The sequence below is a fragment of the Phreatobacter oligotrophus genome (assembly GCF_003046185.1).
Taxonomy (GTDB): domain Bacteria; phylum Pseudomonadota; class Alphaproteobacteria; order Rhizobiales; family Phreatobacteraceae; genus Phreatobacter; species Phreatobacter oligotrophus.
This window is the reverse complement of record NZ_PZZL01000004.1, coordinates 192908-217343: the sequence shown is the minus strand read 5'-3', so window position 1 is coordinate 217343 and position 24436 is coordinate 192908. Positions and strand designations below refer to the sequence as shown.

Here is a 24436-nt window from a genome sequence, read left to right as displayed (position 1 = left end):
CTCCCATCAGGTCATCGGCATGAACATCTTCGCTCTCTTCACCCAGCACGTGCGTGCGGCGGTCTCCGCGCTCGCCGCCGACGGCATCGTCCTGCCGGAAGCCGCGCTCGACCGCGTCGTGGTGGAAGCCCCGCGCGATCCGACCCATGGCGACCTCGCCACCAACGCGGCCATGGTCCTGTCGAAGGACGCCGGCATGAAGCCGCGCGACCTCGCCGAGAAGATCGCGGCGCGGCTCGCCGCCGTGCCTGATGTCGCCAAGGTGGACATTGCCGGTCCCGGCTTCATCAACCTCACGGTGAAGGCCGAGGTCTGGCCGCGCATCCTGTCCGCGGCCGTGGCCCAGGGCGAGGCCTTCGGCCGGGTCGCCATCGGCGGCGGCGCCAAGGTCAATGTCGAGTATGTCTCGGCGAACCCGACCGGCCCGATGCATGTCGGCCATTGCCGCGGCGCGGTGTTCGGCGATGCGCTCGCCAATCTCCTCGACCGCGCCGGCTACGACGTCACCCGCGAGTATTACATCAACGATGCCGGCGCGCAGGTGCAGGTGCTCGGCCGCTCCGCCTATCTGCGCTACCGCGAGGCCAATGGCGAGACGATCACCATTCCCGAGGGGCTCTATCCCGGCGACTATCTGAAGCCGGTCGGCGAGGCGCTGAAGGCCGCCTATGGCGACCGCCTGATGACGGCGCCGGAGGCCGAGTGGCTGCCGCTCTGCCGCGATGCGGCCATCGACGCGATGATGTCGGAGATCCGCGGCGATCTCGAAGCCCTCAATGTCAGCCACTCCGTGTTCTTCTCGGAACGCTCGCTGCAGGCGCCGGTCGACAAGGTGCGCGCCTCCATCGAGGCGCTGCGCGCCCAGGGCAACATCTACGAGGGCGTTCTGGAGCGGCCGAAGGGCGCCGACGATGCCGACTGGGAGGAGCGCGAGCAGACCCTGTTCCGCTCCACCGCCTTTGGCGACGATGTCGACCGTCCGCTGATGAAGTCGGACGGCACCTATACCTATTTCGCCTCCGACATCGCCTATCACAAGGACAAGGCCGATCGCGGCTTCCTCAACCAGATCGACGTCTGGGGTGCGGACCACGGTGGCTATGTGAAGCGCATGCAGGCGGCGCTGAAGGCGATCTCCGGTGGCAAGGCGGCGCTCGACGTGAAGCTCGTCCAGCTGGTGCGGCTGTTCCGCGACGGCGAGCCGGTGCGCATGTCGAAGCGCTCGGGCGATTTCGTCACGCTGCGCGAGGTGGTGGACGAGGTCGGCCGCGATGCGGTGCGCTTCATGATGCTCTACCGCAAGAACGACGCGACGCTCGATTTTGACCTGGCCAAGGTCGTCGAGCAGTCGAAGGACAATCCGGTCTTCTACGTCCAGTACGCCCATGCGCGCTGCCGCTCGATCCTGCGGAACGCCGCGGCCGCGGTGCCCGACATGGACCTCGGAGCCGCCGCGCTCTCGGCTGCGGCGCTGGACCGCCTCGACGACCAGGGGGAAGTCGCCATCATCCAGCGGATCGCCCAGTATCCGCGGCTCATCGAGGCGGCGGCTCAGGCGCATGAGCCACATCGTGTGGCCTTCTACCTGTACGAGCTTGCGTCCGACTTCCATTCGCAGTGGAATCGCGGGAAGGATTCGTCGCATTTACGCTTCATTATGGAAAATGATCGACAAATGACGGCGGCGCGCCTTGCGCTGGTCCAGGGTATCGTGACCGTTCTCAGATCGGGTCTTGCGATCCTCGGTGTCGAGGCCGTCGAAGAAATGCGTTGATCGCGCCGCGCGTTCCAGCGGCGCCCACCGACGGCGGGGCCCATGGCCAACGAGACCAGTCTGCGTAGCTATCGCGATTACGACGCCTATGACCGCGACGCCCGCGATCGCGAGCCTGCCGCTGTGGGCCGTCAGGGCGGTGATCCGCTTGCCGACCTCGCCCGCATCATGGGGCAGGACGACACCTATTCCGATCTCCTGAAGTCGATCGCCCGGACCCGCGCCGAGCCGGTCTTTGAGGCGCCGGAGGCCGAGGCCGCCGACGAGCAGGCCGAGGCTGACGAGACCTATGACCTGCCGGCGATGCCGCTGCGCGGCGTTGCGGCGGAAGAGGGCATCGACTGGGAGGATCTCGAGGCGGAGCTGGCGAAGCATCGCGAGGCCGCGGCCGACGAGGACTATGCCGAGGAGCCCATCGACGAGCTGCGCGGCTCGCACGAGCTGTGGCATGGCGAGGCGGCCGCCCACGACGAGCTCGACCGTCGCCTGCACGAAGAATTCGGCCGCTCCTTCGCGGCGTCGGACGAGAACGGGCGCATGCCCGCCGGTGCCTATGTGGCGGCCGGCGCCGGTGCGGCTGTCGCCCTCGGGGCTGCCGCCTACGCGATGCGGCCGGGCCAGCAGGCCGCCCGTCAGGAGGCCTCCGCCGCCCCGTCCTCCTATGCTGCTCCCGCACAGGCGGCGCCGGCTGCCTCCGATGGCCGCTACGCCTATGCCGACGAAGTCGACGAGGCTCCGCCGCGGCGCCGCCGCGCCGGCGTCACGGCCATCGCCGCGATCGTTGGTCTTGCCGTTCTCGGCGGCGGCGGTGTCTACGGCTACCGCGCCATGTCCGGCGGCGGTGGCGTCGGTGGCGAACCGCGCGTCATCCGCGCCGACCAGTCGCCGGTGCGTGTCGCGGCCCAGCAGGCCCAGGATCCCAAGCCGGTGACCGACCGCGTGGCCCAGGGCGAGCGCGTCGTTGTGCGCGAGGAGCGTCCGGTCAGCGCCCGCGAGCAGGCCGCCCAGGTGCAGGAGCCGCCGGTTCCCGCCCGCATCATTCCGCTGGTGCCGTCGCCCGATGCGGCGGCCCGCCAGGCTGTCGCCGCTGCGCCGGCTCCCGTTGCCGCTCCTGCGCCGGTCCCGGCTCCGGCGGCCCGTGCCGAGGAGCCGCGCCGCGTCCGCACCGTCCAGGTCGGCCCGGATGGCAGCATCATGACGCCGTCGGCGGCGCCCGCGCCGCGTCCCTCCGAGACCTCGCTCTCGGTCGTTCCCGTGTCCAACGTGCCTGCCGCCCCGCCGCGCCTTGCCGCGGCCGACAGCCGCCCGGCTGCCGCTCCCGCCTCGGCCGGTACGCCGATGCCGCCGCCGCGTCCGGTGCAGACGATCCGCGTCGCCCGGGCAGAGCCTGCCGCGACCACCACCACCTCGGTCGAGCCGGTCCGCGCCGCTCCGCCGGCGCCGGTTGCCGCTCGTCCGCTGGACCTTGGGCCGCAGCAGACCGCTTCGGTCCGCGCCGCCAGCACCGCTTCGCCGGCGCCGGCCGCCGTTGCGGGCTCCGGAGGCACCTTCGTGCAGATTTCCTCGCACCAGTCCGAGGCCGAGGCGCGGTCCGCCTTTGCCTCCGCCCAGCGCCGCTTCCCGCTGCTCCAGGGCCAGAGCCTCAATATCCGGTCCGCGGAGATTCCCGGTCGCGGCACCTGGCATCGCGTCCGCGTCGGTCCCTTCTCGCGGTCCGAAGCGCAGAGCTTCTGCGAGCAGCTGCGCGGCTCCGGTGGTTCCTGCGTCCTGAACTGATCCGGGCATGGCCACCACGGCCCTCATCCTCGGCTGCGCCGGGACGGAGCTGACCCATGAAGAGGCCGCGTTCTTTCGTGACCTCGATCCCTGGGGGCTGATCCTCTTCCGGCGCAACTGCGCCGACCCCGACCAGATCCGCCGCCTGACCTCCGACTTCCGGACGGCCGTCGGCCGGGCCGATGCGCCGGTGCTCGTCGACCAGGAGGGCGGGCGCGTGCAGCGGCTCACCGCCCCGCATTGGCCAAAATACCCGGCCGCGCGTGCCTTTTCCCGCATCGCCGCCAATGATCCGCTGGTCGGCCGCGAGATGGCGCGGCTCGGCGGGCGGCTGCTGGCCCACGATCTCCTGGATGTCGGGATCACGGTGGACTGCGCGCCGGTTCTCGACGTGCCCGTGGCCGGCGCCCATGACGTCATCGGCGACCGCGCCTTCGCCACCGACCCGGCGGCCGTGGCGCAGTTCGGCCGCGCCATGGCCGAAGGGCTCCTCGCCGGCGGTGTGCTGCCGGTGGTGAAGCACATTCCCGGGCATGGGCGGGCAGGGGCCGACAGCCATTTCGACCTGCCGGTGGTCACGGCGTTGCGCGAGGAGCTCGCCGCCTCCGACTTCCTGCCCTTCGCGACGCTCACCGACATGCCGCTCGCGATGACGGCCCATGTCGTCTACACGGCCGTCGATCCGAAGAGCCCGGCAACGACATCCCGCCGGGTGATGCGCGAGATCGTGCGCGGCGCCATCGGCTATGACGGCCTTGTCATGACCGACGACCTGTCGATGAAGGCGCTGGCGGGCAGCCTCGCCGAGCGGGCGCGCGCCTCGTACCGGGCCGGCTGCGACGTCGTCCTCCACTGCAACGGCAAGCTCGACGAGATGCGCGACATCGCCGGGGAGGCGAGGGCGCTGTCAGGGCTCGCCGCCCGCCGCGCCAGGGCCGCTCTCGCCAGGATCCGCCACGCCCCGGAGCCTCTCGACCGCGCCGAGGCGCTGGCGCGGTTCACCGACGTCCTCGCGCGCGCGAGCGCGGCGTCGTCCACAGCTTTTGCCGCGGACCATGCGCTGAGCGTGTGACCTGGGCTAGGATGGGGCCAGCCGGCACCGGGCCGGCGCGGATCAGGTGATGGCGCGACCTCCCCAGAGCTTCGGCGACAATGTCCTGCCCTTCGAGGGGGCGGTGGAGCGCAGCGCCTCGGAGCCTGCCTTCGTCGTCGATGTCGACGGTTTCGAGGGGCCGCTCGACATGTTGCTGGCGCTGGCGCGCAGCCAGAAGGTCGACCTGTCGCGCATCTCCATCCTGGCGCTCGCCGACCAGTATCTCGGCTTCATCGAGGAGGCGCGGAAGATGCGCCTCGAGCTTGCGGCCGATTATCTCGTCATGGCCGCCTGGCTCGCCTATCTCAAGTCGCGCCTGCTGATCCCCGAGACGGGCAAGGGCGACGAGCCGACCGGCACGGAGCTCGCCGAGGTTCTCGCCTTCCGCCTGCAGCGCCTCCAGGCCATGCGCGATGCGGCCTCCAAGCTGATGACGCGCCACAGGCTCGGCCGCGACGTCTTCGGCCGGGGCGATCCCGAGCCGATCGTGGCGCTGGCGGCGAAGCGTTGGGACGCGACGCTCTATGACCTGCTCACGGCCTATGCGCAGCAGCGGCAGAAGACGGCGCTGTCGCATGTCCGGATGGAGCACCGGAAGGTCTGGTCGCTCGCCGAGGCCCGCGAGATCCTCGAGCGGCTGATCGGCGCGACACTCGACTGGACGCCGCTCGACGCCTTCCTGATCGACTACCTCGTCACCCCCGACAAGCGTGCGACAGTGCTCGCCTCGAGTTTCGCCTCGAGCCTCGAACTCGTCCGCGAGGGCGTGCTGGAGGTCCACCAGGACCGTCCGCTCGGCCCGCTGATGATGCGAAAGCGCCGCGGCGAGCCGCCTTCCAACCCGCCGGGGACGTGATAGAAGCGGCCCATGGGCGAGGAGCGCGACAGTCCCGAACCGTCCCAGCTGAAACTGGGGGCCCCCGTCGGCATCGTCGACGGGCCGGTCGAACAGTTGCGCATTGTCGAGGCCTTGCTCTTCGCCGCCGCCGAGCCGCTGGATGAGGCGGCGCTCGCCGAAAGGCTGCCGCGCGGCGCCGATCTCACATCCATCCTGATGACGCTGCAGGCCTTCTACGCCTCGCGCGGCGTCAATCTGGTGCGCGTCGCCGGCAAATGGGCGTTCCGCACGGCCGAAGACCTGTCCTTCCTCCTGCACCGGGAGACGACCGAGGAGCGCAAGCTGTCGCGCGCCGCGCTCGAGACCCTCGCCATCGTCGCCTATCACCAGCCGGTGACGCGGGCGGAGATCGAGGAGATCCGCGGTGTCACGGTCGCCAAGGGTACGATCGACCTGCTGCTGGAGACCGGCTGGCTGCGCATCCGTGGCCGCCGCAAGGTGCCCGGCCGTCCCGTGACCTTCGGCACCACGCCCGCCTTCCTCGACCATTTCGGCCTCGACGCCATTGCCGACCTGCCGGGCCTCGACGACCTCAAGGCCGCCGGCATGCTCGACGGCCGTCTGCCGCCGAACTTCCGCGTGCCGGTTCCGAACGATGATGTCGGCCTGCGCGACGATGAGGAGCCGGACGACGGGCCGGAGCTCGATTTCGGCCTGCCGCCGGTCCCCGACCAGGAGAGCCGATGAGCAACTCCTTCATGGAGACCGTGTCGCGGTGGGGACGCCGCGGCACTGCCGGCACGTCGATCGCGGCCTCGCTCGCCTTCGAGGACGTGGTGCACGGCTATGGGAAGGTGAGGGCGTTGGACGGCATCTCGCTGGCGGTGGCGCCCGGCGAGGTCGTTTGCCTGCTCGGCCCCTCCGGATGCGGCAAGACCACGCTCCTGCGCATCGCCTCGGGCATCGAGAGGCCCTTGTCGGGGCGGGTCACCATCGACGGCCGCGAGGTGGCGGGGCCCGACGCGTTCATTCCGCCGGAGCGGCGCGGGGTCGGCCTGGTCTTCCAGGATTTCGCGCTGTTTCCCCACCTCACCAATCTCGCCAATGTGATGTTCGGCCTGAAGGCGCTGCCAAAGGCCGAGGCCGAGAAGGCGGCGCGCCTGGCGCTCAGCCGCGTCGGGCTCGACAAGCATGCCGAGGACTATCCGCACACGCTCTCGGGTGGCGAGCAGCAGCGCGTGGCGCTCGCGCGCGCGATCGCGCCGCGGCCGGGCATCCTGCTGATGGACGAGCCCTTTTCCGGGCTCGACAGCCGCCTGCGCGACGCGATCCGCGACGAAACGCTCGCGGTGATGCGCGAGACGCGCGCCACCTGCATCGTCGTCACCCATGATCCGGAAGAGGCCATGCGCATGGCCGACCGGATCGTGCTGCTCCGCAGCGGCCGCATCGCCCAGATCGGCACGCCCTCCGACCTGTATCGCGCGCCGGCCGATCTCGACACGGCGCGCTTCTTCTCGGACGTCAACGAGGTCCCGGGCGTCGTGCGGGCCGGACGGCTCGTCACGCCGGTGGGATATTTCGCCGCGCCCGGACTTGCGGAAGGGGCCTCCGCCGTGGCCGCGATCCGGCCGCAATCGATCACGCCGAAGCCCGCCGGCATGTGCGTTCCCGGCCGTCTGGTCTCTCGCCGCTTCCTCGGCGAGGTGGAATTGCTCGAAATTGCGGTGCAGGGGCTCGATGCGCCGCTCAAGGCGCGCGTCCGCTCCGGCGAGGGGCTCGCCCCGGGGCGCGACGTTGGTGTCGACGTTACCGCGGCTGAGGTCCTTGTTTTTGCCGCACCCGGCGCATAGTTTCGCAGCCAACGGACGGTTCTGGGCCGCACGGAACGCTGAGTGCCACGGGACCCCAGGGGAAACGTCGGCGCCACAGGGCTTGAGGAGTTGATGATGGGTACGTTTAGCGCATGGCACTGGATTCTGGTCGCCATCGTGGTGCTGCTGCTGTTCGGCCGCGGCAAGATCTCGGAGTTCATGGGCGACGCCGCCAAGGGCATCAAGGCCTTCAAGAAGGGCCTCGCCGAGGAGGACAAGCCCGAGACGCCGCCGGTCACGACGCCTGCCTCGACCATCGACCACCAGGTTGCCCCGGCGACCGCGCCGCAGCCTGCTCCGGCTCCCGTCGCCCCGCAGCCTGCCCCGACGGCCCCCGCTCCGGACCACAATCCGGCTCCGGCCCCGAAGGTCGGCTGACGCATCTTTAGCAGCGTCCGCGGCGCCGGGGGACCGGTTCCGGTAACCCGCGTCACGCGCACGGTGAATGGCCATGTTCGATCTGAGCTGGGGCGAAATCGCATTGATCGGCGTGGTGGCGCTGGTCGTCATCGGCCCGAAGGAGCTTCCCGGCGTCCTTCGTGGCCTCGGGCAGGCGCTCGCCAAGATGCGGCGCATGGCGTCCGACTTCCAGTACCAGTTCAACCAGGCTTTGCAGGAAGCCGAGGTCGACAAGGTCAAGTCGTCGATCAACAGCGTCACCGAGGCGGTGAACACGACGCCGACCTCGACCTTCAACCCGATCGACTATGCCCGCGAGCAGATCAAGTCGACCGTCGACGAGCTCAAGGGCCAGCCGGCACCGGGCACGATCGGACCGACCATGCCCGATCCGCTGGCGCAGGCCATCCCTGCGCCGCCGAGCTACACCGCCGATCCCGCCGCCATCCAGGCGGCGTTCAAGCCTGCCGACCCGCCTGCCGCTTTCGCCTCGCCGGCCCCCGCCTCGGCCGCACCGCCGGCGGCATCGCCGGTGATCGGCGCCGCGCCGGTGGACCCGCCGTCCGGCTTCATGGCCATGCCGGCGCCCGCCGCGCCGGCTGAAGCCGTTGCAACGCCCCCCGCGCCGCCGGCCAGCGAGCCCGGCGCCAAGAAGACCGACGCATGACCGCGACGTCCGACGACAGGATCAAGGCGGACGAGGCGGCCATCGAGGCCTCCAAGGCGCCGCTCATCGAGCATCTGATCGAGCTGCGCTCGCGGCTGATCAAGGCCATGCTCGGCTTCATCGCCTGCTTCATCATCTCGTTCATCTTCTCCAAGCAGATCTTCCAGATCCTCGTGCTGCCCTACGAATGGGCGGCCGATTACCTGAAGATCCCGCGGACCGAGGTGAAGCTCATCTACACTGCGCCGCTGGAGTATTTCTTCACCCAGCTGAAGATCGGCATGTTCGGCGGGGCTTTCCTCGCCTTCCCGCTGATCGCCGTGCAGTTCTACAAGTTTGTCGCGCCCGGCCTCTACAGCCACGAGAAGGATGCGTTCCGGCCCTATCTGATCTGGACGCCGATCTGCTTCTTCACCGGCGGCATCTTCGTGCTGGTCTTCGTGATGCGGGCGCTGATGCTCTTCTCGCTCGGCATGCAGCAGGCGCCGAGCGATACGGCTACGGCCATCCAGTATCTCGGCCGCGTCGAGGACTATCTCAGCCTCATCATGACGCTGATCTTCGCCTTCGGCATCTCGTTCCAGCTGCCGGTGATCATCGCGCTATTGGGCCAGATCGGCGTGGTGGACACGACATTTCTGCGCGAGAAGCGTCGCTATTTCATCGTCATTGCCTTCGTCGTCGCCGCGGTCCTGACGCCGCCGGACGTCATCAGCCAATTGTCGCTGGCCATTCCGCTCATCGGGCTCTACGAGATCGGCATCCTGATCGTCGGCCGCATCGAGAAGAAGCGCGCCGCCGAGAATCCGGCCTCGGAGGACGACGGCAGCACCTCAGCGCCGGCCGCCTGACGCGACACCCATTCCTCTCGCCGCCGCCGGGGACGCCCTGCGGCGGCATATCCGTTCCGGGGAGACCCCATGTCCATCATCGACAGCGTCCGTTCGACGGTTCTCGTCCCCGTCCATCGCGAGGGCTATCCCTTCATCGCCATCGCCGCCGTGGCAACGCTCGTCTTCGCCTGGTGGGGCCTTTGGCTCACCTGGCCGATGCTCGCGCTGACCGTGTGGGTGATCTATTTCTTCCGCGACCCCGTGCGCGTCACGCCGGCGCGTGACGGCCTTGTCATTTCGCCCGCCGACGGCCGCGTCTCGATGATCCAGCGCGTCGTTCCGCCGGCGGAGCTCGGCCTCGGGGCCGCACCGATGCTGCGGGTGTCGATCTTCATGTCGGTCTTCGACTGCCACGTGAACCGCGCGCCGATCGGCGGCACGATCGAGAAGCTCGCCTATCGCCCCGGCAAGTTCATCAATGCCGACCTCGACAAGGCGTCGGAGGACAATGAGCGCAACGGCGTCGTCATCCGCTCCGCCTATGGCACGTTCGGCGTGGTGCAGATCGCCGGCCTGCTCGCCCGCCGCATCGTCTGGTGGGTTGGCGAGGGCCAGCCGCTCGCCACCGGCGAGCGCTTCGGCATGATCCGCTTCGGTTCGCGCGTCGATGTCTATTTCCCGGAAGGGGCGCAGCCGTTGGTCGCCGAAGGCCAGCGCGCCATTGCCGGCGAGACCGTGCTCGCCGACATGACCTCCAGCGAACCGCAGCGCATCGTCCGCATCGGCTGACGCGGCGGTCCCTTTGCACTAGGCTGGCGGCATGGCCTCGCTTTTCCAGACGTTCACCCCGGACAACAACGAGCCGCCGCGCCGGCGCTTCCGGCCGGTGCCGCTGCGCTTGCTGATCCCGAACCTGATCACGCTGCTGGCGCTGTGCGCTGGCCTCAGCGCCATGCGCATGGCCCTGGAGGGGAAGTTCGACTTCGCGGTCTATCTCGTCCTGCTGGCGGCGATCCTCGATTCCATGGACGGGCGGATCGCGCGGCTGATGAAGGGCACGTCAAAATTCGGCGCCGAGCTCGACAGCCTCGCCGATTTCGTCAGCTTCGGCGCAGGGCCGGCGCTGATCCTCTATCTCTGGGGCATGCACCAGGCTGGCCCGATCGGCTGGATCGCGGTGCTGGTCTTCTCCATCTGCGGCGCCCTGCGCCTCGCCCGCTTCAATGTGCAGATCGAGGATCCGAACGCACCGGCCTGGATGGCCAACTACTTCACGGGCGTGCCGATCCCGGCCGGGGCCATCCTGCTGCTGCTGCCGATCTATCTGGAGCGCAGCGGCCTGCCGAACCTGCTCAGCCCGCCGATCGTGGCGACCGCCTATACGGTGCTCATCGCACTGCTGATGGTGTCGCGGGTCCCGGTCTTTTCCGGCAAGAAGCTCGGCGCCCAAATCCCGCGTGAACGCGTGCTGCCGCTCTTCGTCATCGCCATCGCCCTGGTGGCGCTGCTGTTCAGCTATCCCTGGGAAGTGCTGGCGGTCGGCTCCATCGCCTATCTCGTCTCGCTGGCGCCGGTGGCGATGCAGGCCCGGCGCCTTGCCCGCGAGGAGGAAGAGGCGAAGCGTGCGTCCGCCGCAGAGGCCTCTTCGGCCCCGCCGCCGGCCTGAGCCTTACCCGCGGCGCCAGCGGCCGACGGCTGCGACCCGCTCGCACAGGGCGACATGGGGGTAGCGGCGGCGCAGCAACGCCAGCGCTTCGGAATCAGTGATGGCGCGATCGGTCCCGAGGACCGCCACCATGGGATCGGCCATGTCCGCTCGCCTGCGGGCGAGGTCGGGATCGGCAAGGGCGGGCTGTGGCATCATCGTCGTCTCCTGGTTTCCGCCGCGGCGAGGGAGGACCCGCGCCATCGGGACGGAAACGATTCCCGGGGGGATGCGATGCACGTGACGCGACGATCGTCCCTGGCTGAGGTTAATACGCGGTAACCACCTGCCAGTTCCCACAGAAAACATGCTGTTTTTCGGTGATTCTGGCTGGCCTTAGTTTTGTTCAGGCCGATGCCCGATCTGCCCATTTTCTGTGCTTGCGAGGGCCGGGGCCGCTCTTCAAGATCGGTGCTCCAAGGGGGATCCGTCGATGCTGGCCGACCATGCCTCCGCGGCTGCGGGGGATGTGTTCGCCTGGCGGTCCGCGGGCGCGACGATGCAGCGGGCGCATGGCGTGGGTCGCCTCGGCTTCGCCCTGCGTGACGGCCGCACAGCGGTCATGACCTGCTACCAGGAGGCGGGCCTGCGCATCCGCATGCCGCGGGTGGAGCCCGGAGCGCCGCTGGAGGCGGTGGTCATCAACACGGCGGGCGGCATCACCGGCGGCGACCGGTTCACGCTCGACATCGATGCCGGCGAGGGCACGCGCGCCGTCGTCACCAGCCAGGCGGCCGAGAAGGTCTACCGCTCCTCCGGCGCCGTCGGCACCTTTTCGACCGCGATCCGCGTGGGGCAGGGCGCCTCTATGGCCTGGCTGCCGCAGGAGGCCATCCTCTTCGACGGCTCGGCCCTCGACCGCAGCCTCGACATCACCATGGCCGCCGACTCAACCGTGCTCGCGGTGGAGAGCGTGGTGTTCGGACGGCTCGCCCGCGGCGAGAGCGTCGCCACCGGCCGCCTCTTCGACCGCTGGCGCATCCGCCGCGGCGGGCGTCTCGTCTATGCCGAGGGGCTCCGGTTCGACGGGGCGGTCGCCGCGAGGCTCGATGCCAAGGCCTGTGCCGCCGGCGCGATCGCCGCAGCGAGCCTCGTTCTGGTGGCTGCCGATGCGGAGCAGCGGGTCGATACCGTGCGCGAACGGACCGAGGCTCTCTGCGAGCGTGGCGTGGAGGCGGGGGTCAGCGGCTTCGACGGCATGCTGTCGCTGCGGCTGCTTGCCCGCGACCCCTTTGCCATGCGTACCGGACTTGTGGACATACTGGAGCACCTGCACGGCCCCCTGCCGCGCGTGTGGTCCTGCTGAGGAAGGCCGATGAATCTCTCGCCGCGTGAAAAGGACAAGCTGCTGGTCGCCATGGCCGCCATGGTGGCGCGCCGCCGGCTCGAGCGGGGCGTCAAGCTCAACTATCCCGAGGCCATCGCTCTGATCACCGATTTCGTCGTCGAGGGCGCCCGCGACGGCCGCTCGGTCGCCGATCTCATGGAAGCCGGCGCCCATGTGGTGCGCCGCGACCAGGTGATGGCGGGCATCGCCGAGATGATCCACGACATCCAGGTCGAGGCGACCTTCCCGGACGGGACGAAGCTCGTCACCGTCCATGATCCCATTCGTTGATGCCTATCTGCTGATGCCTGTCTCCACGAGGTCTGCCATGCGCCGCGCCATCGCTCTTGCACTTCCCGCCGTCCTCGCCTTCGCAGGTGTCGCGGAGGCCCATCCGGGCCTGCCGCACAGCCACGCCTTCGCCTCCGGCTTCCTGCATCCGCTCGGCGGCCTCGATCACCTCCTGGCCATGGTCGCCATCGGCCTGTGGGCCGGCCTTGCCGGTGGACGCGCCATGTGGCTTTGGCCGGCGAGCTTCGTCGCCGCCATGGTGCTGGGCGGCGCACTCGGCATGGCGGGCCTTTCCATTCCGCTGGTCGAGCAGGGGATCGTCGCCTCGGTCATCGTCATCGGTCTTGCCGCGGCCCTGGCGGTGCGGCCGAGCCTTGCGGTCGGCATGGGGCTCGCGGCGCTGGCCGGCCTGTTCCACGGTCATGCCCATGGCACGGAAATCCCGGCCGCGGCCTCGGGGCTTGCCTATGCCGGCGGCTTCACGCTGGCGACCGTGCTGCTCCACGGCGCGGGCCTCGGCCTCACCGTCATGGCCGGCCGGATGACGCAGCCGCTGGTGGTGCGGGCGGCAGGCGGCCTGACGGCCGTCGCCGGTGTCGTTCTCGCCGTCCGCCTGTTCTGACGCGATCTCGCCGGGAGGCCCTCATGCTGGATCTTCGCCCGAACTGCGAATGTTGTGACCGCGACCTGCCGCCGGACACGACCCATGCGATGATCTGCACCTTCGAGTGCACCTTCTGCGCCGATTGCGCGACGCAGAAGCTCGGCGGGGCCTGCCCGAACTGTGGCGGGGAACTGGTGCGGCGGCCCATCCGGCCTGCCGCCAAGCTCGCCCGCTTTCCCGCCTCCACCACCCGCGTCTTCAAGCCCCAGGGCTGTGCCGGAGCTACGCCATGACACCCGGTGAGATCATCCCGGCCGAGGGCACGATCGAGCTCAACCAGGGGCTCAATTCGATCGTCCTCACCGTCTCCAACACCGGCGACCGGCCCGTCCAGGTCGGGTCGCACTACCATTTCTTCGAGACGAACCCCGGCCTGTCCTTCGACCGCGAGAAGGCGAGGGGCATGCGCCTCGACATCCCGCCGGGCACGGCGGTGCGCTTCGAACCTGGCCAGACCCGTGAGGTGACGCTGGTGCCCTACCAGGGCGCGCGCACCGTCTACGGTTTCCGGCAATCCGTCATGGGCAAGCTCTGAGCGGTCCCTTCAGGAGAATTCCATGCCCTACAGGATGACCCGCGGCGCCTATGCCGACATGTTCGGGCCGACGGTCGGCGACCGGGTGCGCCTCGCCGATACCGAGCTCTTCGTCGCCGTCGAGAAGGACTTCACGATCTATGGCGAGGAGGTGAAGTTCGGCGGTGGCAAGGTGATCCGCGACGGCATGGGCCAGAGCCAGATCACCAATGCGGCGGGGGCCGTCGACACGGTCATCACCAATGTCCTGATCATCGACCACTGGGGCATCGTGAAGGCCGATGTCGGCCTCAAGGAAGGCCGCATCCACGCCATCGGCAAGGCCGGCAATCCCGACGTCCAGCCGGGCGTCAACATCATCATCGGGCCGGGCACCGAGGCGATCGGCGGCGAGGGCAAGATCCTCACCGCCGGCGGCATCGACACCCACATCCACTATATCTGCCCGCAGCAGATCGACGACGCGCTGATGGCGGGCCTCACCACCATGCTCGGCGGCGGCACGGGCCCGGCCTCCGGCACGACGGCCACCACCTGCACGCCCGGCCCCTGGCACATCACGCGGATGCTCCAGGCGGCGGAAGCCTTCCCGATGAACCTCGCCTTTGCCGGCAAGGGCAATGCGGCGCTGCCCGATGCTCTCGTCGAGCAGATCGAGGCGGGCGCCTGCGCCCTCAAGCTGCACGAGGACTGGGGCACGACGCCGGCGGCCATCGACAATTGCCTGAGCGTTGCCGACGACCACGACATCCAGGTGATGATCCATACCGACACGCTCAACGAGAGCGGATTCGTCGATGACACCATCGCGGCGCTGAAGGGCCGCACCATCCACGCCTTCCACACCGAGGGCGCGGGCGGCGGCCATGCGCCGGACATCATCAAGGTCGCCATGGTCGAGAACGTGCTGCCGTCCTCGACCAATCCGACCATGCCCTACACCGTGAACACGATCGAGGAACACCTCGACATGCTCATGGTCTGCCACCACCTGTCGCCCTCGATCCCCGAGGACGTCGCCTTCGCCGAGAGCCGCATCCGCAAGGAGACGATCGCCGCGGAGGACATCCTCCACGACATGGGCGCGCTCTCCATCATGGCGTCCGACAGCCAGGCCATGGGACGCATCGGCGAGGTGATCATCCGCACCTTCCAGACCGCCCACAAGATGAAGGTGCAGCGCGGCACCCTGCCTGAGGATGTCGGCACCGGCGCCGACAATTTCCGGGTGAAGCGCTACATCGCCAAGGTCACGATCAACCCGGCCATCGCCCATGGCCTGTCGAAGCACATCGGCTCGATCGAGGTCGGCAAGCTCGCCGATCTCTGCCTGTGGGAGCCGAAGTTCTTCGGCGTGAAGCCGGCGCTGGTCATCAAGTGTGGGACGATTGCGGCGGCGCCCATGGGCGATCCGAACGCCTCCATCCCGACGCCGCAGCCCATGCACTACCGGCCGATGTTCGGTGCCTTCGGCAAGGCGATGACGGCCTCCTCGGTCACCTTCGTTTCCAAGGCGGCCTATGAGCGCGGCGTGCACGAGAAGCTCGGCCTGGAGCGCATCGTGCTCCCCGTCGAGAATGTGCGCGGCGGCATCTCCAAGAAGAGCCTCATCCACAACAGCGCCACGCCGCATATCGAGGTCCATCCCGAGACCTACGAGGTGCGGGCGGACGGCGAGCTGCTGACCTGTGAGCCGGCAAAGGAATTGCCGATGGCGCAGCGCTACTTCCTCTTCTGAGCCGTCTTTGAACGCCGGGCGAGCGCCGCCATGAAGGCGGCGTGGTCGTCCATGACCCGCGCCTTGGCCGCCTCGACCCAGGCGGCGAGGACCGCCACCTCCAGTGTTGCCGCGTGTTTGCGAACGGCGCCAGTCCGGGCCGTATCGCCCGCGTGACAGGCGGCGAGGTCCCGCCCCATCAGGTGGATGAGGCGCGGGCTGAGCATCACCGCGAGGCCCGTCTCCACCTCGATCTTGCGGTTGTTGGGCGAGAGCCGGCGCACCAGCACGCCATTCGTTTCGCCGTAATGCGGGTCGGGCGCCCGGTAGGCGCCGCCGGCGATCGTATTGAGATTCAGCGTGGTGTCGCGCGGCTTGTGGACGAGGGACCAGCCGGAGGGGACGAGCGCCTTGGCCTCGCGGACGACCGGGCCACCCCGCCAGGTCGCAACCGCCACATAGCGCGGGCGGCCAAGGCTGCCGGTTCCGGCAAGGCGCGGACCGATTGTCATGGGCAGGCGCGGTTCGGGCATGGAGGCGGCGAGCGCCTCGCGCCAGCCGGCGGGCGGGCGGCCCGAAGGCAGCCCCGCAATCTTCTCCCAGAAGGCCTTGCGCTCGCCCCGCCTGCGCATCACCGCCTTGCGCAGCCAGCCATAGTCGCTCTCGATGACGATGGGCTGCGGGTCATCCAGGCCTTCGCGGTAGCCCGCGAGCAGGGCACGGCAGACCGTCTTCACGCCGCGGGTGCTCTCATGGCCGGCAAGGACCAGGCTGGTCGCGAGGCGCACGAGATCGGCGGCATAGGGCATCCGCGCCGCCTCGTCGAAATCGTTGACGCCCCAGACGAGGCGACCCTCGGCGTCGCGCCAGGTGCCGAAATTCTCCGCGTGGATGTCGCCGACGGCGAGGATCGGCGGCGCTTTGGCGATCTCGGGGCAATCGACGAGAAGGGTCTCCGCGTAGCGCCAATAGGTGCCGCGCAGGAAGGGGAAGGGCCCCTCCGCCATCTTCTTGCGCTTGCGGGTGAAGCCGGAACGATCGACCACGCCGCCGAGCGCCTGCTTCAGCCAGGCCTCATAGGCCTTCATCGATTGGGGAAAGTCCTGCATGGCCTATCCTCCCGCGGTGGAAAGCTGCTCCTGCAGCGCTTTGGCCGCAAGTCCGGATGGTTGACGACGGCGGCCGGGATGCAGGACAACTGCGCCATGATCCGCGCCACCGACGTCCTGCCGCCGAAATCCTTTCCCGAGACCGCGGTCATCGACCGCGTCGTGCTCGATTACGACGACCGCCATCGCCGCCGCATGGCGATGGAAGGCGTCGAGGGCACCGCCTTCCTGCTCGACCTCGCCGAGGCCGTACCGCTTATCTCGGATGCCGGCCTGAAGCTCGAGGACGGCCGCGTCGTGCTGGTCGTCGCCGCCGCCGAACCGCTGGCAGAGATCCGCACCAGCGATCCCAACCACATGGTTCGCGTCGCCTGGCACCTCGGGAACCGGCACCTGCCCACCCAGATCATGGGCAATCGCCTCAGGATCCGCCGCGACCACGTGATCGAGGACATGGTGCGGGGTCTCGGCGCGCGGGTGGTGGCCATCGAGGCGCCGTTTGATCCGGAGGGCGGGGCCTATGGCTACGGCCCGGTGACCGGCCACGACCATGGTCATTCGCACGGTCACGGTCATTCGCACGCGCACGACCACGGGCATGACCATGGCCATTCCCATGGCCATCATCATCACGGCCATTCCCACGATCATGGTCATTCCCACGATCACGGGCACTCCCATGCCCCCAAGCCGCGGGACGTGCTGGCGGTGACCAGCCCGGGCCACGTCCATGACGAGTCCTGCGGCTGTGGCCATGACCATCATCACGACGACCACCACGACCATGCCCATGGTCATGGCCATCACCACGGCCACGACCACAAGCATGGCTGAGACGGCCGCCGCCGCGGCGCTCTATCGCCTGCTTGCCTGGATGTCGCCCGCCTATCCGGTGGGCGCCTTCAGCTATTCCCATGGCCTCGAATGGGCGGTGGAGACGGGCGACATCACCGACCTCAAGAGCCTCGTGGGCTGGCTCACCGTCGTCCTGGAGGAGGGGTCGGGCGTGGCCGACGCGACCTTCTGCGCCCATGCCCACCGCGCCGTGTCGGCGGGCGATGCTGCGGCCCTCGCCGCGGTGGCGGAACTGGCGCTCGCCTTCCAGCCCTCGAAGGAGCGGCGGCTGGAGACCACGGCGCAGGGCAATGCCTTCATGGCGGCAACGGAAGCCGCCTGGCCGGCCGCGCCGCTCGCCCTCGTCCGCGGCGCCTGGGACGGGCCTGTGGCCTATCCGGTGGCCGTCGGCGCCGCGACTGCGGCCCATGGCATCGCCGAGGCGACGGCCGTGCATGCCTTTCTCCATGCAGTGGCCGCCAATCTCATTTCCGCGGCCGTTCGCCTCGTGCCGCTCGGCCAGACCGACGGGCAGCGCGCGCTTGCGGCGCTGGAGCCTGTCGTCGGCGCAACGGCGGGCGTTGCCCGCAGTCTCGCGCTCGATGCCATCGGCGGCCATGCGCTGCGCTCGGACCTTGCGTCCATGCGCCATGAAACCCAGTACACTCGTCTTTTCAGGAGCTGAGGCACGATCCCGAAAAGTGGATACCGGTTTTCGGATCAGATCGTGCCATCAAACAAGGACATGACCATGCCCTCTCCCCACGGCCCCCTTCGCGTCGGCATTGGCGGACCGGTCGGCTCCGGCAAGACGGCGCTGATGGATGCGCTCTGCAAGACGCTGCGGCAGGACTACGAGATCGCTGCGATCACCAACGACATCTACACCAAGTGGGATGCCGAATATCTGATGCGCTCCGGCGCGCTTCCGACCGAGCGCATCATGGGCGTCGAGACCGGCGGCTGCCCGCACACCGCCATCCGCGAGGACGCCTCGATCAATCTCGCGGCGGTGGCGGAGATGCGGCAGAAGTTCCCTGAGCTCGACCTGATCCTGATCGAATCGGGCGGCGACAACCTCGCGGCGACCTTCTCGCCCGAGCTTGCCGACATCACCATCTACGTGATCGACGTGGCGGCGGGGGAGAAGATCCCGTCCAAGGGCGGGCCGGGCATCACCCGTTCCGATCTCCTCGTCATCAACAAGACGGACCTTGCTCCGCTCGTCGGCGCCAATCTCGACAATATGGACCGGGACTCGAAGAAGATGCGGGGCCAGCGGCCCTTCGTCTTCACCAACATCAAGACCGGCGACGGCGTCGATGCGGTGGCGCGCTTCGTGCGCGAGAAGGGCGGTCTTGGCTCCCGCTGAACGGTGAGGGGAGGCGGCGCGTCCAGGCCTTTTCTTAGGTCCTTTGAAAGGCCATGATCCCCGGCCATGACGGCCCCAAGGGCCGCACTGCCGGGAGCGCCCCATGACCACCCAACCCCGCTTCATCCGCCTCGCCGCGGAGGACAATGTCGTCGTCGCGGTCGACATGATCGATGCCGGCAAGCGCGTCGACGGGGTGACGGCGGCGGCGCGGGTCATGAAGGGCCACAAGATGGCGACGAAGCCCGTCGCCGTCGGCGAGCCCATCGTCAAATATGGCCAGATCATCGGCTTTGCCTCGGTGCCGATCGCGCCGGGCGACTGGGTCCACACCCACAACTGCGCCTTCGCCGCCTTCGAGCGCGACTACGCCTTTGCCGCGGATGCACGCCCCGAGGATGTGCTGCCGCTGGCCGAGCGCGCGACCTTTCAGGGGTTTCGGCGCGAAAAGGGCCGGGCCGGCACGCGCAATTACATCGCCATCCTCACCTCGGTGAACTGCTCGGCCTCCGTCGCGCGGTTCATGGCGGAGGCGGTGAACCGGTCGGGCATGCTGGCGGAATTCCCGAATGTCGACGGCGTCATCCCGCTCGTCCATGGCACGGGCTGCGGCCTCGCGGGCGAGGGGCTTGGCTATGAGATCCTCGAGCGCACCATCTGGGGCTATGCCACCAACCCCAATGTCTCGGCGGTGCTCCTGGTCGGCCTTGGCTGCGAGGTCTTCCAGATCCCGAGGCTGATGAAGGACTACGGCATCGCGCCCGGCCCGCGCTTCCAGACCATGACGATCCAGGAGACCGGCGGCACCGCGAAGACCATCGAGGCCGGCGTCGCGCGGATCCGCGAGATGCTGCCGCTGGTCAATGCCGCCAAGCGCGAGACGCTGCCGGCCTCCGAACTCTGCCTCGCCCTGCAATGCGGCGGGTCCGACGGCTATTCGGGCATCACCGCCAATCCGGCGCTCGGCAAGGCGGTCGACATTCTCGTCCGCCACGGCGGCACGGCGGTCCTCTCGGAGACGCCGGAGATCTATGGCGCCGAGCACCTGCTGACGCGGCGGGCCGAAAGCCGGGCGGTCGGCGAGAAGCTGGTCGACATCATCCACTGGTGGGAGGGCTACACCGCCAAGCACGAGGGCTCGATGGACAACAATCCCTCGCCCGGCAACAAGGCGGGCGGGCTCACCACCATCCTCGAGAAGTCGCTGGGGGCTGCCGCCAAGGGCGGTTCGACGACGCTGCGCGGCGTCTATCACTATGCCGAGAAGATCGACCGCAATGGCTTTGTCTACATGGACACGCCCGGCTACGACCCCGTCGCGGCGACGGGGCAGGTCGCCGGCGGCTGCAACGTGCTCACCTTCACCACCGGCCGCGGCTCGGCCTATGGCTGCAAGCCGACGCCCTCCATCAAGCTCGCCACCAATTCCGACATCTATGCCCGCATGACCGACGATATGGACATCAACTGCGGCGATGTCCTCGACGGCGTGTCGCTGGAGGAGAAGGGCCAGGCGATCTTCGAGCTGATCCTCAGGACCGCCTCGGGCGAGAAGACCAAGTCGGAACTGCTCGGCTACGGCGACAACGAGTTTGTCCCGTGGCAGATCGGCGCGACCATGTGACGGCCAGGGCGGACCCGCTGGCATCCGCATTCCTGCGAAGGCCGATTGAGTTGGATATCCAACCAAATCGGTTGCGGGCGGTGCACGCCTGTCGCTATCGTCCCAACTGATTGACCAAGACGCCGCCAAGGCGCCGGCCGCAAGGCCTTCCAGGGACGATTTGAGGAGGAATGCCCATGACATCCAGCCGCCTGACGCTGACGCGTCGCCATGCCCTCACCGCCATCGGCGCCGCTGTCGCCACCCCCGCTGTGATGCGGGTCGCCTGGGGCCAGGCCCCGCAGGTGACGCTGCGCCTGCACCACTTCCTGCCGCCGGTCTCCAATGCCCACCAGCGCTTTCTGCTGCCCTGGTCGCGCAAGGTGCAGGAGGCCTCGGGCAACCGCATCAAGATCGACATCTTCCCGTCGATGCAGCTCGGCGGCGCGCCGCCCCAGCTCTTCGACCAGGCCCGCGACGGCGTCGCCGACATCGTCTGGACGCTTCCCGGCAACACGCCCGGCCGGTTCCCGGCGACCGAGGCCATGGAACTGCCCTTCATCGGGGGCAAGCGCGGCGTCACCAATTCCAAGGTCATGGCCGAGCTCGGGCCGACGCATTTCTACAAGGAATATTCCGAGGTCCAGCCGCTCTGCCTCTGGGCGCATGACCACGGCCTCATCCACTCCAACAAGCAGGTGCGCACCCAGGCCGATCTCGAGGGCCTGAAGCTGCGCTTCCCGACCCGCCAGGCGGGCGAGGCGCTGCGGGCGCTTGGCGCCACCGCCATCGGCATGCCGATCCCGCAGGTGCCGGAGGCTCTCGCGCAGGGCGTCATCAACGGCGCCGTGGTGCCGTGGGAGGTCGTGCCGGCGCTCCGCCTGCACGAGCTCGTGAACCACCACACGGAGATCCCGGGATCGCCGACCCTCTACACCGCGACCTTCATCCTCGCGATGAACAAGGCGAAGTACGAGGGCCTGCCCGCCGACCTGAAGAAGGTCATGGACGACAATTCCGGCATGCCCGCGGCCGTCATGGCCGGCGAGATGTGGGACGAGCGCGGCCGGGCGGTGAGCGAGATGGTCAAGGGCCGCTCGCGCAACACCATCACCGTGCTCGCCGAGGACGAGGCCGCCAAGTGGCGGGCCGCGACCAAGCCGGTCGAGGAGGCCTGGATCCGCGCCGTGAAGGATCGCGGCCTCGACGGCCAGAAGATCGTCGACGACGTGCGCGCCGCCGTCGCCAAGCACATGGCGGCGTGACGCTGTGGCGGGGGACGGGGACATGACGGGCGGCGCGGCACCGCCGCCCGCGCTGGTCGATCGCGTGGCGCGCGGGCTCGCCATTTTCGGCGGGCTGTTCATGCTGGCGGCGGCCACCATGGTCACCACCTCCGTCGTGTTGCGCTGGCTGTTCACGTCCGGCGTGAAGGGCGATTTCGAGATGGTGCAGATCGCCACCGCCGTGGCGGTCTTCGCCTTCCTGCCGCTCTGCCAGCTGAAGCGCGGCAATGTCTTCGTCGACACCTTCACCCTGCGCACGCCGGCATGGTTCAACCGCGGCCTCGACCGGCTCTGGGACGTGCTTTACGCCGCCTTCGCGCTGCTGATCGGCTGGCGGCTCATCGTCGGCGGCCTCGACGCCATCGCCTCGCGCACCAGTTCCATGGTGCTCGCGATTCCCATCGGCTGGGCGATCCTCGCCACCGGCCTCATGGCCTTCGTGCTGGCGGGCGTGACCCTGGTCTCGGCCAGGCGCCTGTCGGAGGAGCCGTCATGAGCGGAGCTGCCGTCGCCGCTCTCGGCTTTGCCGGGATGCTGGTCCTCCTCGTCCTGCGCATGCCCATCGGGCTCGCCATGCTGACGGCGGGGTCGCTCGGCTATGTCTGGTTCACCAGCGTGCCGATCTTCCTCAACTACATGAAGACGACGCCCTACCACCTCTTCGCCAACTACACGCTGTCGGTCATCCCGCTCTTCGTGCTGATGGGGGCGCTGGCGGAGAAATCGGGCCTGTCGACGGCGCTGTTCCGGGCGGCGGCGAGCTTCCTCGGCCATCGTCGCGGCGGGCTCGGCATGGCGCTGATCGGCGCCTGCACGGGCTTCGGCGCCATTTGCGGCTCGTCGGTCGCCACCACCGCCACGTTCGGGCGGGCGACGCTCCCCGAGTTCCGCCGCTACGGCTACGACCAGGGCTTCGCCACCGGCATGATCGCGGTGGGCGGCACGCTCGGCATCCTCATCCCGCCCTCGGTCATCCTCGTCGTCTATGCCATCACCACCGAGCAGAACATCGCCAAGCTGTTCATGGCGGCGCTGATCCCCGGCCTGATGGCCGCCGTCTTCTACTGCATCGTCATCGCCATCATGGTCCGCCTCGATCCGAAGGCCGGCCCTGCCGTGGAGCGGGTCGGCTGGGCCGAGCGCTGGCGGGCGGTGGTGGGCGTCTGGCCGGTCATGCTCATCGCCGTGACCGTCGTCGGTGGCATCTATGGCGGGATCTTCACGCCGACCGAAGGCGCTGCGGTCGGTTGTATCGCCATGCTGGCGGTGGGGATTTTGCAGCGCAGCCTCGGCTGGGCGGAGATCCGCGAGTCGCTCATCCAGACCGCCGAGACCTCCGCGATGATCTTCATCATCCTGCTCGGCGCCGAGGTGTTCAACGGCTTCCTCGCCCTGTCGCAACTGCCGACGCTGGCCGCCGAGATTGTCACCCAGTCCGGCCTGCCGCCCTATGGCGTCATCGTCGGCCTCTTGGTCTTCTACATCATCCTCGGCGGGGTCATGGACGAGCTCGCCATGATCCTTCTGACGCTGCCGATCTTCTTCCCCATCGTGACGGCGCTCGACCTCGGCATGATGCCCGACGACATCGCCATCTGGTTCGGCATCCTCGTGCTGATGGTGGTGGGTATCGGCCTCACCGCCCCGCCCATCGGGCTCAACGTCTTCGTCATCTCCGCCATCGCCCGTGACGTGCCGGTCCTGTCGACCTATCGCGGCGTCATCCCCTTCGTGATGGCGGACGTGCTGCGGCTCGGCCTCGTGGTGGCCTTCCCGGCGCTGGCGCTCTGGCTGGTGAACCTCCTGAGCTAAAGTCTCAGCGGCGGCTCAGCCGCGTGGCATTGGCGCGGGCCGCGCGCACTGCCGGCTTGGTGGCGGCGACGCCGATGGCGAGCAGGCCATGGGCAACATCGTCGGAGGTGAGCGCGCCGGTGGCGCCGCGCAGCGCCAGACGGCCAGCCTCCGCGGCGGCCTCGAGGCTCCCCTCGGTGATCGCGTCGAGCTTCTCCGACACCATCCGCAGGGCTTCCCTGTGGGTTCCCGCCGTCCAGGCCGTCGGGTCCGACATCAGCATCATGCGGTGGGCGATCGTCACGGAAGCGGCGACCGCCGTGGTGGCGGAGACGGCCGAGGCCCGGAAGGCGGCTTCGGTGAAGCGGGGGAAATACAGGTGGAACAACGGGGGACCTCAACCGACCGGATGGCTTGTGGCGGTTTGACGCAGTCTGCGATGGTCCGAGGGCTTTGTAACGAAGGACCTGTGCATGGCTGCCCACCGGAGCGCACATCAGCCTCGCGATCCCGACTGGGAGTTGCGGGGACGCGCCAGCTTCGCCCGGCAGCCGCTGATGCAGACCCTCGGGGTGACACTTGAGGCGCTGGCGCCCGGCGAGGTTACCATGGCCATGCCCTTCGCCCCGCATATCCTGCAGCAGCACGGCTTCGTCCATGCCGGTGCGCTCACCGCCCTCGTCGACAATGCCTGCGGCTTTGCCGCCATGAGCCTGATGCCGAAGGGCACCGGCGTGCTGACGGTGGAGTTCAAGATGAACCTGATGTCGCCGGGCAAGGGCGACCGGTTCCTCGGCGTCGGCAAGGTCATTCGTCCCGGCAAGACGATCATGGTGACGCTCGGCGAGTGCTTTGCCGAAACCAAGGGCGAGCGGAAGCTCGTCGCCCTGATGACCGCCACCATGATGGTGGTGGACAGCCCCGGCATCGTCGACTGAAGGACCCCGT

General features: G+C 68.9%; 28 protein-coding genes. 25 read left to right on the top strand and 3 right to left on the bottom strand.

Going from position 1 to position 24436, the window contains the following annotated elements:
• Positions 1-19 precede the first annotated feature (19 nt).
• The 11 genes from argS to pssA all read left to right on the top strand — a co-directional run bounded on the left by argS (position 20) and on the right by pssA (position 10920).
• A complete protein-coding gene (gene argS / locus C8P69_RS10850; protein ID WP_108176978.1) occupies positions 20-1774 on the top strand; it encodes an arginine--tRNA ligase in 1755 nt (584 codons plus the stop codon).
• Between the two features lie 42 nt (positions 1775-1816).
• Positions 1817-3550: an SPOR domain-containing protein gene (locus tag C8P69_RS10845; RefSeq protein ID WP_108176976.1), complete on the top strand. Its 1734-nt coding sequence runs from the start codon at positions 1817-1819 to the stop codon at positions 3548-3550.
• A gap of 7 nt (positions 3551-3557) precedes the next feature.
• A complete protein-coding gene (nagZ, locus tag C8P69_RS10840; protein ID WP_108176973.1) occupies positions 3558-4622 on the top strand; it encodes a beta-N-acetylhexosaminidase in 1065 nt (354 codons plus the stop codon).
• 49 nt (positions 4623-4671) lie between these two features.
• Positions 4672-5499 (top strand): segregation and condensation protein A, encoded by an 828-nt coding sequence (locus C8P69_RS10835; RefSeq protein WP_108176971.1) that lies wholly within the window; start codon positions 4672-4674, stop codon positions 5497-5499.
• A gap of 12 nt (positions 5500-5511) precedes the next feature.
• Positions 5512-6228, top strand: coding sequence for an SMC-Scp complex subunit ScpB (gene scpB / locus C8P69_RS10830; RefSeq protein ID WP_108176969.1), 717 nt, complete (start codon positions 5512-5514; stop codon positions 6226-6228).
• The gene (locus tag C8P69_RS10825; RefSeq protein WP_108176967.1) at positions 6225-7334 is read left to right on the top strand and encodes an ABC transporter ATP-binding protein; all 1110 of its coding nucleotides are present in this window, start codon (positions 6225-6227) and stop codon (positions 7332-7334) included. The genes scpB and C8P69_RS10825 overlap by 4 nt, the downstream gene beginning before the upstream one ends.
• A gap of 96 nt (positions 7335-7430) precedes the next feature.
• Entirely contained in the window at positions 7431-7733 is a 303-nt protein-coding gene (locus tag C8P69_RS10820) for a twin-arginine translocase TatA/TatE family subunit (protein WP_108176965.1), read from the top strand.
• A gap of 73 nt (positions 7734-7806) precedes the next feature.
• Complete coding sequence (gene tatB / locus C8P69_RS10815) at positions 7807-8421, top strand: Sec-independent protein translocase protein TatB (RefSeq protein WP_170118207.1); 615 nt, start codon at positions 7807-7809, stop codon at positions 8419-8421.
• Complete coding sequence (gene tatC, locus C8P69_RS10810; RefSeq protein ID WP_108176961.1) at positions 8418-9272, top strand: twin-arginine translocase subunit TatC; 855 nt, start codon at positions 8418-8420, stop codon at positions 9270-9272. The genes tatB and tatC overlap by 4 nt, the downstream gene beginning before the upstream one ends.
• 69 nt (positions 9273-9341) lie before the next feature.
• Complete coding sequence (locus C8P69_RS10805) at positions 9342-10043, top strand: phosphatidylserine decarboxylase (protein WP_108176959.1); 702 nt, start codon at positions 9342-9344, stop codon at positions 10041-10043.
• A gap of 31 nt (positions 10044-10074) precedes the next feature.
• Positions 10075-10920 carry a CDP-diacylglycerol--serine O-phosphatidyltransferase gene (pssA, locus tag C8P69_RS10800; RefSeq protein WP_108176957.1) on the top strand — a complete coding sequence of 282 codons (846 nt, stop codon included), beginning with the start codon at positions 10075-10077 and terminating at the stop codon, positions 10918-10920.
• Positions 10921-10923: 3 nt separating this feature from the next.
• Here pssA and C8P69_RS10795 read toward each other — a convergent pair whose 3' ends face one another.
• Entirely contained in the window at positions 10924-11118 is a 195-nt protein-coding gene (locus C8P69_RS10795) for a hypothetical protein (RefSeq protein ID WP_108176955.1), read from the bottom strand.
• Between the two features lie 274 nt (positions 11119-11392).
• Between C8P69_RS10795 and C8P69_RS10790 the strand changes: the two genes are divergently transcribed.
• From C8P69_RS10790 to ureC, 6 genes are read left to right on the top strand one after another with little or no spacing between them, the layout of a single operon-like run.
• A complete protein-coding gene (locus tag C8P69_RS10790; protein ID WP_245901985.1) occupies positions 11393-12265 on the top strand; it encodes an urease accessory protein UreD in 873 nt (290 codons plus the stop codon).
• 9 nt (positions 12266-12274) lie between these two features.
• The gene (locus C8P69_RS10785; protein WP_108176954.1) at positions 12275-12577 is read left to right on the top strand and encodes an urease subunit gamma; all 303 of its coding nucleotides are present in this window, start codon (positions 12275-12277) and stop codon (positions 12575-12577) included.
• A 37-nt stretch (positions 12578-12614) separates the two neighbouring features.
• The gene (locus C8P69_RS10780; protein WP_108176952.1) at positions 12615-13199 is read left to right on the top strand and encodes a HupE/UreJ family protein; all 585 of its coding nucleotides are present in this window, start codon (positions 12615-12617) and stop codon (positions 13197-13199) included.
• 23 nt (positions 13200-13222) lie between these two features.
• The gene (locus tag C8P69_RS10775) at positions 13223-13474 is read left to right on the top strand and encodes a DUF1272 domain-containing protein (protein ID WP_108176950.1); all 252 of its coding nucleotides are present in this window, start codon (positions 13223-13225) and stop codon (positions 13472-13474) included.
• Positions 13471-13776, top strand: a complete 306-nt coding sequence (locus C8P69_RS10770) for an urease subunit beta (protein ID WP_108176948.1) — start codon at positions 13471-13473, stop codon at positions 13774-13776. The genes C8P69_RS10775 and C8P69_RS10770 overlap by 4 nt, the downstream gene beginning before the upstream one ends.
• Before the next feature lie 22 nt (positions 13777-13798).
• Positions 13799-15514, top strand: a complete 1716-nt coding sequence (ureC, locus tag C8P69_RS10765) for an urease subunit alpha (RefSeq protein WP_108176946.1) — start codon at positions 13799-13801, stop codon at positions 15512-15514.
• On the opposite strand, the gene C8P69_RS10760 is transcribed toward ureC, so the two are convergent.
• Positions 15499-16602: a DUF2252 family protein gene (locus C8P69_RS10760; protein ID WP_108176945.1), complete on the bottom strand. Its 1104-nt coding sequence runs from the start codon at positions 16600-16602 to the stop codon at positions 15499-15501. The two genes, ureC and C8P69_RS10760, sit on opposite strands and share 16 nt — an antisense overlap.
• Positions 16603-16698: 96 nt before the next feature.
• Between C8P69_RS10760 and C8P69_RS10755 the strand changes: the two genes are divergently transcribed.
• From C8P69_RS10755 to C8P69_RS10725, 7 genes are all read left to right on the top strand, one after another.
• The gene (locus C8P69_RS10755; protein WP_108177501.1) at positions 16699-17436 is read left to right on the top strand and encodes an urease accessory protein UreE; all 738 of its coding nucleotides are present in this window, start codon (positions 16699-16701) and stop codon (positions 17434-17436) included.
• Positions 17357-18121 carry an urease accessory protein UreF gene (locus tag C8P69_RS10750; protein ID WP_245901984.1) on the top strand — a complete coding sequence of 255 codons (765 nt, stop codon included), beginning with the start codon at positions 17357-17359 and terminating at the stop codon, positions 18119-18121. The genes C8P69_RS10755 and C8P69_RS10750 overlap by 80 nt, the downstream gene beginning before the upstream one ends.
• Positions 18122-18187: 66 nt before the next feature.
• Complete coding sequence (ureG, locus tag C8P69_RS10745; RefSeq protein ID WP_108176943.1) at positions 18188-18808, top strand: urease accessory protein UreG; 621 nt, start codon at positions 18188-18190, stop codon at positions 18806-18808.
• Between the two features lie 103 nt (positions 18809-18911).
• The gene (locus tag C8P69_RS10740) at positions 18912-20432 is read left to right on the top strand and encodes a UxaA family hydrolase (RefSeq protein ID WP_108176941.1); all 1521 of its coding nucleotides are present in this window, start codon (positions 18912-18914) and stop codon (positions 20430-20432) included.
• A 176-nt stretch (positions 20433-20608) separates the two neighbouring features.
• A complete protein-coding gene (locus C8P69_RS10735) occupies positions 20609-21676 on the top strand; it encodes a TRAP transporter substrate-binding protein (RefSeq protein ID WP_108176939.1) in 1068 nt (355 codons plus the stop codon).
• 22 nt (positions 21677-21698) lie between these two features.
• The gene (locus C8P69_RS10730) at positions 21699-22193 is read left to right on the top strand and encodes a TRAP transporter small permease (RefSeq protein ID WP_108176937.1); all 495 of its coding nucleotides are present in this window, start codon (positions 21699-21701) and stop codon (positions 22191-22193) included.
• Positions 22190-23509: a TRAP transporter large permease gene (locus tag C8P69_RS10725; RefSeq protein WP_108176935.1), complete on the top strand. Its 1320-nt coding sequence runs from the start codon at positions 22190-22192 to the stop codon at positions 23507-23509. The genes C8P69_RS10730 and C8P69_RS10725 overlap by 4 nt, the downstream gene beginning before the upstream one ends.
• 4 nt (positions 23510-23513) lie before the next feature.
• Here the strand turns inward: C8P69_RS10725 and C8P69_RS10720 are convergent, their stop codons facing one another.
• Entirely contained in the window at positions 23514-23876 is a 363-nt protein-coding gene (locus tag C8P69_RS10720; protein WP_108176933.1) for a hypothetical protein, read from the bottom strand.
• A gap of 85 nt (positions 23877-23961) precedes the next feature.
• On the opposite strand from C8P69_RS10720, the gene C8P69_RS10715 reads away from it, so the two are divergent.
• The gene (locus tag C8P69_RS10715) at positions 23962-24426 is read left to right on the top strand and encodes a PaaI family thioesterase (protein WP_108176931.1); all 465 of its coding nucleotides are present in this window, start codon (positions 23962-23964) and stop codon (positions 24424-24426) included.
• Positions 24427-24436: the final 10 nt, after the last annotated feature.

What these genes read in the sequence shown, in the direction of transcription:
- argS (WP_108176978.1), top strand. Translation starts at nt 20, where the DNA reads ATGAACATCTTCGCTCTCTTCACCCAGCACGTGCGTGCGGCGGTCTCC.
- C8P69_RS10845 (WP_108176976.1), top strand. Translation starts at nt 1,817, where the DNA reads ATGGCCAACGAGACCAGTCTGCGTAGCTATCGCGATTACGACGCCTAT.
- nagZ (WP_108176973.1), top strand. Translation starts at nt 3,558, where the DNA reads ATGGCCACCACGGCCCTCATCCTCGGCTGCGCCGGGACGGAGCTGACC.
- C8P69_RS10835 (WP_108176971.1), top strand. Translation starts at nt 4,672, where the DNA reads ATGGCGCGACCTCCCCAGAGCTTCGGCGACAATGTCCTGCCCTTCGAG.
- scpB (WP_108176969.1), top strand. Translation starts at nt 5,512, where the DNA reads ATGGGCGAGGAGCGCGACAGTCCCGAACCGTCCCAGCTGAAACTGGGG.
- C8P69_RS10825 (WP_108176967.1), top strand. Translation starts at nt 6,225, where the DNA reads ATGAGCAACTCCTTCATGGAGACCGTGTCGCGGTGGGGACGCCGCGGC.
- C8P69_RS10820 (WP_108176965.1), top strand. Translation starts at nt 7,431, where the DNA reads ATGGGTACGTTTAGCGCATGGCACTGGATTCTGGTCGCCATCGTGGTG.
- tatB (WP_170118207.1), top strand. Translation starts at nt 7,807, where the DNA reads ATGTTCGATCTGAGCTGGGGCGAAATCGCATTGATCGGCGTGGTGGCG.
- tatC (WP_108176961.1), top strand. Translation starts at nt 8,418, where the DNA reads ATGACCGCGACGTCCGACGACAGGATCAAGGCGGACGAGGCGGCCATC.
- C8P69_RS10805 (WP_108176959.1), top strand. Translation starts at nt 9,342, where the DNA reads ATGTCCATCATCGACAGCGTCCGTTCGACGGTTCTCGTCCCCGTCCAT.
- pssA (WP_108176957.1), top strand. Translation starts at nt 10,075, where the DNA reads ATGGCCTCGCTTTTCCAGACGTTCACCCCGGACAACAACGAGCCGCCG.
- C8P69_RS10795 (WP_108176955.1), bottom strand. Translation starts at nt 11,118, where the DNA reads ATGATGCCACAGCCCGCCCTTGCCGATCCCGACCTCGCCCGCAGGCGA.
- C8P69_RS10790 (WP_245901985.1), top strand. Translation starts at nt 11,393, where the DNA reads ATGCTGGCCGACCATGCCTCCGCGGCTGCGGGGGATGTGTTCGCCTGG.
- C8P69_RS10785 (WP_108176954.1), top strand. Translation starts at nt 12,275, where the DNA reads ATGAATCTCTCGCCGCGTGAAAAGGACAAGCTGCTGGTCGCCATGGCC.
- C8P69_RS10780 (WP_108176952.1), top strand. Translation starts at nt 12,615, where the DNA reads ATGCGCCGCGCCATCGCTCTTGCACTTCCCGCCGTCCTCGCCTTCGCA.
- C8P69_RS10775 (WP_108176950.1), top strand. Translation starts at nt 13,223, where the DNA reads ATGCTGGATCTTCGCCCGAACTGCGAATGTTGTGACCGCGACCTGCCG.
- C8P69_RS10770 (WP_108176948.1), top strand. Translation starts at nt 13,471, where the DNA reads ATGACACCCGGTGAGATCATCCCGGCCGAGGGCACGATCGAGCTCAAC.
- ureC (WP_108176946.1), top strand. Translation starts at nt 13,799, where the DNA reads ATGCCCTACAGGATGACCCGCGGCGCCTATGCCGACATGTTCGGGCCG.
- C8P69_RS10760 (WP_108176945.1), bottom strand. Translation starts at nt 16,602, where the DNA reads ATGCAGGACTTTCCCCAATCGATGAAGGCCTATGAGGCCTGGCTGAAG.
- C8P69_RS10755 (WP_108177501.1), top strand. Translation starts at nt 16,699, where the DNA reads ATGATCCGCGCCACCGACGTCCTGCCGCCGAAATCCTTTCCCGAGACC.
- C8P69_RS10750 (WP_245901984.1), top strand. Translation starts at nt 17,357, where the DNA reads ATGACCATCATCACGACGACCACCACGACCATGCCCATGGTCATGGCC.
- ureG (WP_108176943.1), top strand. Translation starts at nt 18,188, where the DNA reads ATGCCCTCTCCCCACGGCCCCCTTCGCGTCGGCATTGGCGGACCGGTC.
- C8P69_RS10740 (WP_108176941.1), top strand. Translation starts at nt 18,912, where the DNA reads ATGACCACCCAACCCCGCTTCATCCGCCTCGCCGCGGAGGACAATGTC.
- C8P69_RS10735 (WP_108176939.1), top strand. Translation starts at nt 20,609, where the DNA reads ATGACATCCAGCCGCCTGACGCTGACGCGTCGCCATGCCCTCACCGCC.
- C8P69_RS10730 (WP_108176937.1), top strand. Translation starts at nt 21,699, where the DNA reads ATGACGGGCGGCGCGGCACCGCCGCCCGCGCTGGTCGATCGCGTGGCG.
- C8P69_RS10725 (WP_108176935.1), top strand. Translation starts at nt 22,190, where the DNA reads ATGAGCGGAGCTGCCGTCGCCGCTCTCGGCTTTGCCGGGATGCTGGTC.
- C8P69_RS10715 (WP_108176931.1), top strand. Translation starts at nt 23,962, where the DNA reads ATGGCTGCCCACCGGAGCGCACATCAGCCTCGCGATCCCGACTGGGAG.